6 protein-coding genes and 1 riboswitch are annotated in these 13437 nt (G+C 75.1%); of the genes, 3 read left to right on the forward strand and 3 right to left on the reverse strand.

Annotated elements, in window-relative coordinates; genetic code table 11:
- Positions 1-3: 3 nt before the first annotated feature.
- Both fxsT and ACOBQU_RS32420 read right to left on the reverse strand, forming a co-directional pair.
- Complete coding sequence (gene fxsT / locus ACOBQU_RS32415; protein WP_423632062.1) at positions 4-5808, reverse strand: FxSxx-COOH system tetratricopeptide repeat protein; 5805 nt, start codon at positions 5806-5808, stop codon at positions 4-6.
- Positions 5809-6077: 269 nt separating this feature from the next.
- Positions 6078-7340, reverse strand: coding sequence for an MFS transporter (locus tag ACOBQU_RS32420; protein WP_423632064.1), 1263 nt, complete (start codon positions 7338-7340; stop codon positions 6078-6080).
- Positions 7341-7462: 122 nt separating this feature from the next.
- Between ACOBQU_RS32420 and ACOBQU_RS32425 the strand changes: the two genes are divergently transcribed.
- Positions 7463-8629 carry an ROK family transcriptional regulator gene (locus ACOBQU_RS32425; RefSeq protein WP_423632066.1) on the forward strand — a complete coding sequence of 389 codons (1167 nt, stop codon included), beginning with the start codon at positions 7463-7465 and terminating at the stop codon, positions 8627-8629.
- A gap of 182 nt (positions 8630-8811) precedes the next feature.
- Here the strand turns inward: ACOBQU_RS32425 and ACOBQU_RS32430 are convergent, their stop codons facing one another.
- Positions 8812-11142 (reverse strand): chitinase C-terminal domain-containing protein, encoded by a 2331-nt coding sequence (locus tag ACOBQU_RS32430; RefSeq protein WP_423632068.1) that lies wholly within the window; start codon positions 11140-11142, stop codon positions 8812-8814.
- A gap of 242 nt (positions 11143-11384) precedes the next feature.
- Positions 11385-11515: riboswitch (FMN riboswitch) on the forward strand.
- A gap of 222 nt (positions 11516-11737) precedes the next feature.
- Here ACOBQU_RS32430 and ribD point away from each other — a divergent pair.
- Both ribD and ACOBQU_RS32440 read left to right on the forward strand, forming a co-directional pair.
- Positions 11738-12802 carry a bifunctional diaminohydroxyphosphoribosylaminopyrimidine deaminase/5-amino-6-(5-phosphoribosylamino)uracil reductase RibD gene (gene ribD / locus ACOBQU_RS32435; protein ID WP_423634853.1) on the forward strand — a complete coding sequence of 355 codons (1065 nt, stop codon included), beginning with the start codon at positions 11738-11740 and terminating at the stop codon, positions 12800-12802.
- A gap of 2 nt (positions 12803-12804) precedes the next feature.
- Positions 12805-13419: a riboflavin synthase gene (locus tag ACOBQU_RS32440; RefSeq protein ID WP_423632070.1), complete on the forward strand. Its 615-nt coding sequence runs from the start codon at positions 12805-12807 to the stop codon at positions 13417-13419.
- Positions 13420-13437 lie beyond the last annotated feature (18 nt).

Here is a 13437-nt window from a genome sequence, read left to right on the forward strand (position 1 = left end):
TGCTCAGTTCCTCCCGGGCTCGGCTGCGTCAAGGGCGGGGGCCTCCGCGTCGACGCTGGTCTCCACGTCCTGGAGCGCGACCCCGAAGTCCCGGTCGTACACCGTGAACCGCAGGCGGTGCGCGCCGGGCTCGGCGGCCGTGAAGGTGAAGACCGGCGGGTCGTCCCCCGGCACGTACTCCGCGACGGGCGGCTCCACCGTGGCGGCCGAGCGGGCGGCGGCGACCAGCAGCAGCACCGGCAGCTCCGGCGCGGGCGCCGCGCCGTACTGCTCCACCCTGACCTCCACCCGGACCGGCTCCCCGGCCCGCACCTCGTCGTCGAGCAGCCGCAGCCGCAGCGCCCACGAGGACCGCAGCGCCGCCAGCTGCCGCCGGACCGACCGGACCCGCGGGTGGTCGGGGCCGAGCGTCCGCTCCCAGTCCGCGAGCAGCCGCGCCGCCGCCGCGGACGCCCCCGGCACGTCCCCGGCCGCCGCCCGCGCCAGGACCGCCCCGGTGCGGCTCTCCAGCGTGTCCGGGTGGGCGTCGCCCTGGACCTCGCCGCGCCCGGCGGCGACTGCCGTGTACAGCTCCGCGGCCCGGGACCAGTCGCCCGCCTCGCCGTACGCCCTGGCGAGCGCGTCGATGGCGGTGGGGTGGCCCTGGTCCTGCATGCGCTCCGCGCACGCGGTCACCGTCGCCAGGGCGGCCCGGCCCTGCTCGTGCGCCTCGGCGACGCCGTCCGCCGTGTCCGGGAGGCCGAGGCCGACGATCCGGGAGCGGTCGGCGATGACGGCCTCGAACAGGGCGATCGCCCGGTGCGGGTCGCCCGCCAGGAGGCAGGCGTAGGCCAGGCGCTCGCGGCTGAAGAGGGTCGCGGGGTGCTCGGCGCCGAACGCGCGGGCGTGGTCCTCGACGAGCGTCTCGCACAGGGACACGGCGGGCCCGGGGGATCCGCCGAGCGCCGTGGCGAGGGCGAGGGCCAGGGCGCTGCGGGAGGCGAGGGTGGTGTCGTGGTCGGCGCCGAGCACGCGGGCCCGGTCGGCGACCACGTCCTCGTAGATCCGGATGGCGCGGGCGTGGTCGCCCGCGCCGCGCAGGGCGTAGGCGAGGTTGCCGCGGCTGGCCAGGGTCGAGGGGTGGTCCGGGCCCTGGAGGCGCGTGCGGTCGGCGACCAGGGCCTCCATGTCCCGCACCGCGTCCTCGTGCCGACCGGCCAGCTGCCGGGCGTGGCCGAGCGCGTTGCGGCAGGCGAGGGTGTCGACGTGGTCCGGGCCGTGGACGCGCGTGTGGTCCGCCAGGACCGCCGCGTACAGGGGGATGGCCCGCCTGTAGTCCCCGGCGCACTGCCAGGCCCAGGCGTGCCAGCGCCGGACGTCGAGGGTGTCGGGGTGGTCGGGGCCGAGGACCCGCTCGTGGTCGGCGACCAGGTCCTCGTACAGGGCGACCGCGCGGTGGTGCGCGCCCGCGAAGACGTGCGCGTCGGCGACGTACACCCGCTGCTGGAGCGTGGTCGGGTGGTCCGGGCCGTGGACGCGGACGCAGTCGGCGAGCAGCTCCTCGTGCAGCTGTACGCCCCTGGCGTGGTCGCCCGCGTTGTGGCAGGCGTGGGCGAGGTTGCCCCGGCTGACCAGCGTCGTGGGGTGGTCCGGGCCGTGGAGGCGGACCCGGTCGGCGACCATGGCCTCCCGGTCCCGCACGGCCTCCTGGAGCTGACCGGCCAGCTGCCGGGCGTAGTGCAGGCCGTTGCGGCAGGCCAGCGTGTCCAGGTGCTCCGGGCCGCAGGCGCGTGCGTAGTCGTCGACCACCTGCTCGTACAGGGGGATCGCCCGGCGGTAGTCCTTGGCGGCGCGCAGGGCGACGGCCAGGTTCCAGCGGGCGATGCGCACGCAGGGGTGGTCCGGGCCGTAGATCCGGGTGCGGTCGCGCACCAGCTGTTCGTAGCGGGGCACGGACTGGCGGTGGTCGCCCGAGAGGCGGCAGGTGCGGGCCAGGTTCGCGCGGCTGTTCAGGGCGGCCGGGTGGTCCGGGCCCTGGACGCGGACGCGGTCGGCGACCAGCGCCTCGAACTCCCGCAGGGCGTCGCGGTACTGCCGCGCGTTCAGCCACGCCTGGGCCAGCAGCTCCCGGGTGAGCAGGGTGCTCACGTGGTCCGCGCCCTGCACGCGGCGCCGGTCGTTGAGCAGCTCCTGGTAGAGCCGGACGCCCCGGGCGAACTGCCGGGCCGCGCAGCAGGTGTCGGCGAGGTCCTCACGGCGGGTGAGCGTGGTGGGGTGGTCGGGGCCGTGCACCCGCACGCAGTCGGAGATCGCTTCCTCGTAGAGCCGCAGGGCGCGGGCGTGGTCACCGGCGTCGCGGCAGGCGTAGGCGAGGTTCGCGCGGCTGACCAGCGTCGTCGGGTGGTCCGGGCCCTGGACGCGCTCGCGGTCGGCGACCAGCGCCTCCATGTCCCGCACCGCGCTCTCGTGCTGACCGGCCAACTGGCGTGCGAAGCCGAGGCCGTTGCGGCAGCCCAGCGTGTCCAGGTGGTCCCGGCCGAGGACGCGGGCGTAGTCGTCGACCAGCTGCTCGTACAGGGCGACGGCCCACGGGTGGTCTCCGGCCGACCGGAAGGCGGTGGCGCGGTTGAAGCGGGCGTTGAGCACCTGCGGATGGTCCGCGCCCTGCGCCTCGGTGCGCTCCGCGACCACCTCGCCGAGCAGTTCCGCGGCCCGGCGGTGGTCGCCCTCGGCGGTCCAGGCGAGGGCGAGCATCTCGCGGCCGGAGAGGACGTCCCGGTGCCGGGGGCCCTGGAGGCGGACGCGGTCGGCGAGGAGTTCCTCGTACAGCGTGATCGCCCGGCGGTGGGCGCCCGCGTGGCGGCAGGCGAGGGCCAGCCAGGACCGGGTGTTGAGGACGTCCGGGTGGTTGGGGCCGAGCAGCCGGACGCGGTCCGCGAGCAGCTCCTCGAAGCCGCGCACCGCACCGGCCCTGTCGCCCGCGAGGTCGCGGGCGTAGGCCAGGTCGGAGCGCGCGTTCAGCGTGGCGGGGTGGTCCGGGCCCTGGACGCGGGTGCGGTCGGCCACCAGGGCCGCGAACTCCGGTACGGCCGCAGCGTGGTCGCGGGCGAGGCGCCGGATGAGCGCCAGTTGGCGGCGGCCGTTGAGCGTGTCGTGGTGGTCGGCGCCCAGGAGCCGGGTCGCGTCCGCGACGACCCGCTCGCACCAGGTGAGGGCCCGCGCGTGGTCGCCCGCCAGGCGGTGGGCGTAGGCCACGTCGAGCCGCGCCTGGAGCGTCGCCGGGTGGTCGGTGCCCTGGGTCCGTCCGCGGCGGGACACCGAGGCGAGGGCGTGGCGGACGGCGCGGGCGTGGTCTCCGGCCTCGCTGTAGGCGTCGGCGAGTTCGTCGCGGGCCTGGAGGGTGTCGGGGTGCGTGGCGCCCTGGATCCGCGCGCGGTCCGCGGCCACGCCCTCGTACAGGGCGACCGCGCGCCGGTGGTCGCCGTCGGAGCCGCACGCGGACGCCAGCAGCTCGCGGGCGTCGAGCGTGGCGGGGTGGTCCGCGCCCTGCACCCGTGAGCGGTCCGCGACCAGGGTGTCCAGCTCCCGCACGGCGGCCGCCGGGTCCCCGGACCACTGGCGCGCGTACGCGAGGTCGGCCCTGCTGTCGAAGGTGTCCGGGTGGTCCTCGCCCTGGACGCGCGTGCGGTCGGCCACGATCGCGGTGAAGCCCGCGACGGCCGCCGCGTGGTCCTGCGCCACGCGCTGGGCGTGGGCCAGCCAGCCCCGGCTGGTGAGGGTGTCCGGGTGGTCGGGCCCGAGCACCCGGGTGCGGTCCGCGATGGCCGCCTCGTACAGGGCGATGGCCCGACGGTGGTCGCCCGCCGAGCGGCAGGCGTAGGCGAGGCTGTTGCGGCTGGTCAGCGTGGACGGGTCGTCCGGGCCGAAGAGCCGGGTGCGGTCGTGGACCACGGCCTCGTACGCGGTGACGGCCCGCCGGTGGTCTCCGGCCAGCTGGAGGGCGTAGGCGAGGCCGTCCCGGCTGGCGAGCGTGTCGCGGTGGTCCGCGCCGAGCACCCGGGCCCGGTCCTCGGCGACCGCCGTGAACTCCTCGGCCGCCGCCCGGTGGTCACCGGCCTTGCGCAGCGCGTGCGCGTAGGTGTGGCGGCTGGCCAGGGTGGCCGGGTCGTCGGGCCCGCACACCCGCCGCCGGTCGGCGATCAGCGCGCGGCACAGCTCCACGGCCCGGCGGGGGTCGCCCTCCCTGCTCTGCGCGTCGGCGAGGGCGTCCCGGCTGTCGAGGGTGTGGGCGTGCTCGCGTCCCCGCAGGCGCGTGAAGCCGTCCACCACGGCTTCGAGGAGGGGGATGGCGAGGAGCCGCTGGTCGCGCTCGATCAGCTCCCGCGCCGCGCGCTCGTACAGCAGAACCGTCGCCTCGCGCGGCCACGGCCGCGGCGGGCGGGTGGCGGCCAGCGCCGCGATGTGGGGGAGCAGCGCCTGCCAGCGCGCCTGGGCCGCGCGGTCGGTGCGGGGCCCTTCGGGCAGCGCGCGGGCCATCGCCGCCTCGGCCCAGGCGCGGCCCGTCTCGAGCCGTGAGCGGTGCCGGGAGTCCGCCGCGTCGGCTCCGGGCGCGGGGGCGCGCAGGACCTTCTGCACCAGGCGGTGGACGGTGACGTCCTGGCCGGTGAGCGTGATCATGTTGTACTCGGCGAGCAGCCGCAGGGCGCGGTCGATGTCGGCGGCGGTGGCCGGGGGCGGCGGAGGGCCGGTGGGCGGCTCGCCGTGCTCGACGGCGGCGGGGTCCGCGCTCGCCAGCGGGGTCAGGGCGTCGCGGGGGACGGCCTCGGGCGCGTACCACGCCAGGGTGTGCAGGAGGGTCGCCGCCAGCGGGTCGGTCCGGTCGACGGCGCGCAGCGTGGCCCGCCAGATCCGGGCGATGGTGCGGCTGGCGTCGTCCGGCGCCGCGAGGGCGTCGAGGACCGTGCCGGGCGACTGGGTCAGCAGGGCGCGGTACGCGGCGAAGGAGGTGCCGGTCTGGCGCAGGTAGGCGCCCGCCTGGGCGAGGGCGAGCGGTAAGTGGCCGAGGTCCAGGGCCAGTTCGGCGGCCTCCCGGCGCTGCTCGCGGGTCGGCTCGCGGCCCGGCAGGGCCAGGCCGCACAGCAGGTTGACCGACGCGTCGGACGCCAGCACGTCCAGGCGCAGCGGGTGGGCGGCGGTGTGCCAGCCGTCGGCGCGGCGGCTGGTGACGAGCTGGTGCCCGTGTCCGTGCAGGCGGCCCAGGTAGGGGTTGAGGTCGGCGGGGGCCTCGGCGTTGTCGAAGATCAGCAGCCAGTCGCGGTGCGCCTGGAGCCACAGCAGGGCCCACTCCGTCTGCTGCCTCGGCAGGGCGGTCAGGGCCCAGCCCGGGTGGAGGAAGACGGCCAGGTCGGCGAGGGCGGCGTCGATCTGCTCGCGGCTGTCGGCGACGATCCACCAGATGAGGCGGTAGTCGGGGCGGCGCGTGCGCGCGTAGTGCAGGGCGAGGGCGGTCTTGCCGACGCCGCCCAGGCCGTGCAGGGTCTGCGGCTGGCTGATGACGCCCTCGCCCGCTTCGAGCGCGCGCCGGATGCCGTCCAGGGCGCCGCCGCGGCCGACGAAGGCGTCGGTGGGGCCCTGCGGGAGGTTGTCCAAGGAGGGCGGCGCGTCGATCGTGGTGGCGGCGGCCACGGCGTCGGGCGGGACGACGGCGCGGTCTTCGGTGTGCGGGTTGCCGCCGGTGTCCGTGAGCGGATGGGTGCGGCGCGGGACCAGGATGTCGGAGTCGGACTGCTCGACCGCCTCCGACTGGTGCGGGCGCTCCGCCGTGATCACATCCGCCTCCCGGGCGCACTCGCCGTTCGCACGCGGGCGGCGTCCCCCCAACGCGCCGATGGCACATGGTAGTTCAGGGCGCGACGCACTGTCATGTGACGGGGAGACATGACGGCGCGGCGCGCCCCGCGGGCCTTTCCGCACTCAGGCGCCTGTGCTTGTGCCCTGCGCGTGTGCCGGTGTGTGCCCTGCCTGTGTGCCTGTGTGTGCCTACGGGCCTGTGCCTGTACGTGTGCCTACGGGTACGGCGATGACCCGGCCTCCGGCGGTCACGGGGACGGCTCGGCGTTCCGCTCCACCGCTGCCGCCTCGGCCCCGGTCCCCGCGGCGTCCGTTCCCGCTCCCCGCGTCGTCGGGCGGCCGTCCGTGCGCAGTACCCCGGCGCACACCATGAGCCCGCACGCCAGGGCCGTGACCAGGCAGAAGGAGGCCACCAGGCTGGTCGCGTCGGCGAGGGTGCCGATCGCCGACGGGGCGATCAGGCTGGAGGTGTACGTGATGGTGGCGACGCCCGCGATGGCCTGGCTGGGATTGGGGCCGCTGCGCCCGGCCGCGGCGAACGCCAGCGGGACGACGACCGCGATCCCGAGGCCCATCAGGGCGAAGCCGGTCATGGCCAGGGCCGCGTGCGGCGCCGTCACCACGAACAGGCCGCCGAGCGCGGCGAGGAGGCCGCCGACACGCACCGTGCGCACCGAGCCGAACCGGTCGACCACCTTGTCGCCCACGAGCCGCGCGATGGCCATCGTCAGCGTGAAGCCGGTGGTGCACGCCGCGGCCAGGCCCGCGGAGGAGTCGAGCACGTCCTTGAGGTAGACCGCCGACCAGTCGAGGCTCGCGCCCTCGGCGAACACCGCGCAGAACCCGACCGCGCCGATCAGCAGCGCCGACTTGGGCGGCAGCGCGAACCGCGGCGGCGGCTCCTCGTCCGGCGACGCGCCCAGCTCCAGCACGCCCTGACAGGCGATCAGGCCGAGCGCGGTGAGCACGGCCGCGGCGAGCGCGTGGTGCAGACGGGCGTCCACGTCCAGGTGCGCCGCGATGGTGCCGCCCGCCGAGCCGATCAGGGCGCCGACGCTCCACATGCCGTGCAGGCCCGACATGATGGACTTCTCCAGGCGGTTCTCGATCTCGACGCCGAGCGCGTTCATCGCCACGTCCGCCATGCCGGAGGTCGCCCCGTACACGAAGAGCGCCGCGCACAGCGTGGCCACGTTCGGCGCGAGCGAGGGGAGCGTGAGCGCGAGCGTCCACAGCGCAAGCAGCGCCCGCAGCGCGGCGCGGACGCCGAAGCGATGGCTCAGCCAGCCCGCCAGCGGCATCGCCACCGACGCCCCGATCGCCGGGAAGGCGAGCGCCAGGCCGAGCAGGCCCGCGCTGACGTCCGCGTGGTCCTGGATCCACGGCACCCGGGTCGCGAACGACCCGGCGACCGAGCCGTGCACGCAGAAGATGACCGCGACGGCGAGCCGGGCCCGGCCCAACTGCCGCGTACTGGGCGCGACCTGGGCGCCCCGGTGCTGCTCGCTCATCCACTTCACCCCTCATCACGGTCCCGTCCTGGACCGCCGCAGTAAACTATCAGGAACCTTGCCTGATAAAAGAGACCCGGGAAACCGGAATTTCAGGCGACCAACAGACGAGAGGTCCGGCCATGCCCGCATCTCCGAGCACCGCTCGGGCCATCAACGACCGGCTCGCCCTGCGCCTGCTCCAGAGCGAGGGGCCCCTGACGGCAGGCCAGTTGAAGGAGCTGACCGGCCTGTCCCGGCCCTCCGTGGCGGACCTCGTGGAACGCCTTCAAGGCGCCGGTCTGATCACGGTGGTGGGCGAGGCGGGGGAGCGGCGCCGGGGGCCCAACGCGCGGCTGTACGGCATCGTGGCCGACCGGGCCCACCTGGCCGCGCTCGACGTGCGCACCGAGGGGGTCTCCGTCGCCGTCGCCGACCTGCTCGGGGAGAAGCTCGCCGAGGCGTCGCTGCCGATCGGCGGCACCACGCGCACGGGGTCCGCCGTCGAGCGGGCCGTCGCCCTCGTCGAGCGCACGGCGCGCGCGGGCGGCGCCACGCGGCTGCACACCGTCGGCGTGGGCGCCCCCGGCCTCATCGACCCCGCCACGGGCGACCTGCGGGACTCGGCGGGCCTGCCCGCCTGGCACCGCCGCCTGGTGGCCGCCCTCACCGACCGGCTCCCGGCCCGCGTCCTGGTGGAGAACGAGACCAACCTGGCCGCGCGCGCCGAGCAGCGCGGCGGTGCCGCGCACGACCGCGACACCTTCGTGCTCCTGTGGCTCGGCGCGGGCACGGGCGCGGCCGTCGTCCTGGACGGCGCCCTGCGCCGCGGCGCCTCCGGCGGCACCGGCGAGATCGGCTTCCTGCCGGTGCCCGGCACGGGCGGGCTGCCGTCCGCCACCGCCTGCGACGGCGGGTTCCACTCCCTCGCCGGGTCGGGAGCCGTGGCCGACCTGGCCGCGGAGCACGGCATCAAGGCGGAGCCCGGCGCGGGGGAGCTGGCCGCCGCGGCGCTGGTGCGGGAGGCCGTGGACGCCGGGCACGCGCCGTTCCTGGACGCGCTCGCCGACCGGGTGGCCATCGGGGTGGCGTCGGTCGCGGCCGTGCTCGACCCCGGGTGCGTGATCCTCGGCGGCGAGCTGGGCCGGGAGGGGGGCGCGGCCCTCGCGGGCCGCGTCGCGGAGCGGGTCGCCGCGATGTCGCCGTTGCGTACGGAGGTGCGCGCCAGCGCGCTGGGGGGTGCGGCGGTGCTGCGGGGGGCGCTGCTCACCGCGCGGGACGCGGCGCAGGAGGAGATCTTCCGTACGTGAGCGCCGTGGGGGCGGGGCTGGGCTCGCGTCTGCGGGGGCGTCGTGGTTGCTCGCGCCGTTCCCCGCGCCCCTTCGGGGCGCTTCTGCGCCCCCGTCCTCGTGGAAGCCCGGCGGCGGGGCAAGGGCACGTCTTCCCGCCGCCGGGCGTCTGAAGGGGCCGACCCGTCAGGCGGCCCGGGGGGTCAGCAGGCGCCCAGGTCCTGCCAGGCGCCCCACTGGTTGGTGCCGGGCTCCTCGCCCTTGGTCCACCACTTGGCCTTCCAGGTGTGCGCCTTGTGGGACACGGTGGCGCCGGAGCCGTACTCCGCCGTCGCGCTCCACGCGGGCGCGGCGCAGTCGCCGGGCGGGTCGGTCGGGCCGCCGCCTGTGCCGGGTTCGACCACCGTCGTGCCGCGCGCCAGGTCACCGGCGAGGGCGTACGTCGTGCCGTTGATGTTCACCGTCCAGTTCGAGGGCGTCGACACCGGCAGGTAGTAGTTGAACGACAGGTCGACCGACGCGCCCGGCGCCAGCGTCTGCCACCCGGGCAGCTTCAGCGAGACGCGGTGGAAGTCGCCCTTGAGGCCGCCCACGTTGTTCCCGGAGTGCCCGGTGCTGATCACCTTCGTGCCGAAGCCGGACTGGTCGGAGGCGTTGGCCGGGGCCGAGGTGGCGTAGTCGAACTGGAACTCCGTGCCGCCGGGCAGCGCCGTCTTGGTGTTGTTGGTGATCCGCAGCTTGGGCGTGATCGGGTAGTTGGAGTCGCCGAGCTTGAAGTCGCCGAACTCCACGCCGATGTCCACGGCCTTGCTGGGCAGCTCCTTGCCCGCGACCCTCGCGCCGTACGGGGCGGCCGACTTGAACTTCTCGTACATCGCCGTGGTGAGCGTGTCCCCCACCTCGTACTGGCCCTTGGCGGCGTTCCAGGAGTAGTCACCGGCCAGTTCCCAGATCATCGTGCCGCCGATGCCCCGGTCGACCACGTAGTCGGCCTTGGCCTTCACCGACTGCTCGTCCTCGGTGGACAGGAAGACCTTCTTCTCGGCGTTCCACAGCCACGGGGCGACCAGCGTGGAGTCGTAGCGGCGGGCGTAGGTGCCGGTGAGCTTGGTGTCGGCGGGCAGGCCGTACCGGGTGACGTAGTCGCCGACGACGCCCTTCTCCAGGTTCTTGGCGTGCCACATCGGGTTGGAACCGGCGGGCGACTCCTTGCCGCCCGCGTCCTTCTCGTGCCACAGGTTGTCGATGCCGACCGCGCCGTCACCGCACTTGGTCAGGCCCGAACCGGCCGGGCAGTTCGTGGTGGCCGCCTTGCCCCACAGGCCGTCGGTGCCGCCCTGCACGTTCTTGAAGCCGCGGGTGTAGTACGGCAGGCCGATGTTGATGCGGCCCGCGGGCATCGAGCCGCGGAAGTAGTGGTACGCCCAGTCGGCGTTGAGGTAGCCGATGCCGCCGTACTGCTGGCTGCCGTACACCCCGGCCGCGGCCAGCTCGCTGTCCTTGCCGTCGTCGAACAGCGAGGCGTTCGGGCCCACGTGCTCGTTCCAGGCGCCGTGCAGGTCGTACGACATGATGTTGACGTAGTCCAGGTACTTCTGGACCTGGAAGGTCTCCATGCCGCGCAGCAGATAGCCGGAGGAGGGGGCCGCGACGGTGAGCAGGTAGTGCCTGCCGTCGGCCGCGCCCGCCCGGTCGAGCTGCTCGCGCAGCGCCTTCATCAGCGCCGCGTAGCCCTTGACCAGGCCCGCGCGGCGGCCGTTGGCGAGCTGCCAGTCCAGCGGGTTGCCCGCGTCCTTCATGGTCGTCGGGTACTCGTAGTCGATGTCGACGCCGTTGAAGCCGTACTTCCTGATGAACTCGACGGTCGACGCCGCGAAGGTGTCGATGCCCGCCTGGTTCACCGAGCCGTCGGCGTTGGTGGCCATCGAGTAGAAGCCGCCGGAGTCCACGCGCTTGCCGTCGTCGCCGAAGTAGCCGCCGGTCTCGGCCCAACCGCCCACGGACACCAGCGTCTTGACGTTCGGGTGCTTCTTCTTGAACTTGTTCAGGAGGTTGAAGTGGCCCTTGTAGGGGTACGCCGGGTCCATCTCCGCGCCCGCCACGCCCGGCCAGGTCAGGCCGGTCGCCGGGTTCTTCTCGCCGTCGGAGCCGACGGAGATCCTGTTGTCCTTGCCGACGTGCGCGAAGGCGTAGTTGAGGTGGGTGACCTTGTCCCAGGGGATGTCGGGGACGAGGTAGGCGGGCTCGCCGTTGCGGCCGTCGCGCCAGCTGGTGAAGTAGCCGATCACGCGGCGCTGGTGGTCGGCGCCCATCTTCTCGCGGCCGTCGGCGTCGTAGACGGAGCAGTAGGGGACGTCGACGCCCGGCGTCTGGTACAGGCCGTCGGGGCGGCAGGCCGCGTCGGCGGCGGCCCCCGCCGCGGCGGAGGTGTCCGCGGCGTGCGAGGCGGTGGTGGCGAGGGTGCCGAGGAGCAGACCGGCGACGGCGGCGCCGGTCGCGAAGAGCGTGGGTCTCGCCCGAGTGGGGGTGGGCACGTCGGTTCCTCCTGGGGAGGCTCGGTGGCGCACGAAGAACGGGGGACGGCGGCCCACGATGTGCGCACACCGGCCGGGCCTCTCCGCGGAGTGACGCAGACGTTAAAAGGACTAGACCAGAGCGTCAATAGGTATGGACCAATCTGGGGTCTGCCGGGGAGTGGAGGGTCCTGTGAGCCACCCCACAGGACGTCACCCGCCTGGCCGCTACCCGGCGTGGCACACTGGCCTCGTACCAGAAGCAGCGCACTCCGGGGTCGGTGCAATTCCGAACCGGCGGTTAAAGTCCGCGACCCGGTCACCTCCAGTGACCGGTTGACCAGGTGAAACTCCTGGACCGACGGTGAAAGTCCGGATGGGAGGCAGTGCGCGGCGAGCGGGCACACCCGTGTGTGCCATGACGCCGTAGTGGCTCGTTCCGCCGAGGAACGGGACCCGTTCCCGCGAGGGGACGGGTGTCCTCGCGATGAGGACCCGGCGCCATCGGCCCCCTCGGTGTTCTCGTTCGTACGCAGTCGTCGTCATCGACGCGCCCCGGAGTCCGTGCCCGAAGAGGCAGGAGGACCCGGTGGCCACCCAGGCCGAAGCAGCCGCCATGCGGCACGCGATCGCGCTCGCCGCGCGTGCGCTCGGCTCCACCAGCCCCAACCCGGTCGTCGGCTGCGTCATCCTCGACGCCGCGGGCGAGACCGTCGGCGAGGGCCACCACCAGCGCGCGGGCGGCCCGCACGCCGAGGTCCACGCCCTGCGCGCGGCGGGCGACAAGGCCCGCGGCGCCACCGCCGTCGTCACCCTGGAACCCTGCAACCACACCGGCCGCACCGGCCCCTGCGCCCAGGCCCTCCTCGACGCCGGAATCGCCCGCGTCGTCTACGCCGTCGGCGATCCGAACCCGCAGGCCACCGGCGGCGCCGCCACCCTGCGCGCGGCGGGCGTCGACGTCGAGGCGGGCCTCCTCGAAGCCGAGGCCGCGGCGGGCAACGCCGCCTGGCTGACCGCCGTGCGCACCGGCCGCCCCCACGTCACCTGGAAGTACGCCGCCACCCTCGACGGCCGCACCGCCGCCGCCGACGGCACCAGCCGCTGGATCACCTCCGCCGAGGCCCGCGCCGACGTCCACCGGCTGCGCGCCGAGTGCGACGCCGTCGTCGTCGGCTCCGGCACCCAGCGCGCCGACGACCCGCACCTCGCCGTCCGCGGCCCCCTCGCCGACGCCGGGGTCCGCCAGCCGCTGCGCGTCGTCGTCGACACCGACGGCACGGCCGTGCGGCCCGGCGCCCGCGTCCTCGACGACGCCGCCCCCACGCTCGTCGCGGTGGCCGAGGACGCCCAGGCCCCCGCCGGGGCCGAAGCGGTGCGCCTGCCCCGCGCCGACCGGGGCCTGGACATCACGGCCCTGCTCGCCGCCCTGTACGCCCGCGGCGTCCGCTCCGTCCTGCTCGAAGGCGGCCCCACGCTCGCGGGTGCCTTCGTCGCCGCGGGCGCCGTGGACCGCGTCGTCGGCTATCTCGCGCCCGCCCTGCTCGGCGCGGGCCCCGCCGCCCTGACCGGCGGCGGAATCACCACCGTCACCGACGCGTTGCGCCTGGACATGAGCGAGGCCGTCCGCGTCGGACCCGATCTGCGCATCACCGCCACCGTCGCAACGAAGGAGCACTGAGCGTGTTCACCGGAATCGTCGAAGAGCTGGGCGAGGTCACCGCCGTCGAGGACCTCGGCGACGCCTCCCGCTTCCGCCTGCGCGGCCCCGTCGTCACCGAGGGCGCGAAGCACGGCGACTCCATCGCCGTCAACGGCGTCTGTCTGACCGTCGTCGACCACGAGGGCGACGAGTTCACCGCCGACGTGATGGCCGAGACCCTGAACCGCTCCAGCCTCGGCGCCCTCACCCCCGGCTCCAAGGTCAACCTGGAGCGGCCCACCGCCGTCGGCGCCCGGCTCGGCGGGCACATCGTGCAGGGCCACGTCGACGGCACCGGCACCATCGTCGACCGCAAGACCTCCGAGAACTGGGAGATCGTCAAGGTCTCCCTGCCCGCCGACCTCGCCCGGTACGTGGTCGAGAAGGGCTCCATCACCGTCGACGGCGTCAGCCTGACCGTCGTCGACGCCGGGCCCGACTACTTCACCATCAGCCTGATCCCCACCACGCTCGCCCTGACCACGCTCGGCGTCAAGCAGCCCGGCGACCCGGTCAACCTGGAGGTCGACGTGATCGCCAAGTACGTGGAGCGCCTGCTCGGCCACCGCGCGCCGACCGAGGAGGACCCCCGGTGACCTGGCTCAACTCCGAGG

Source organism: Streptomyces sp. G45, assembly GCF_049542095.1.
GTDB lineage: Bacteria > Actinomycetota > Actinomycetes > Streptomycetales > Streptomycetaceae > Streptomyces.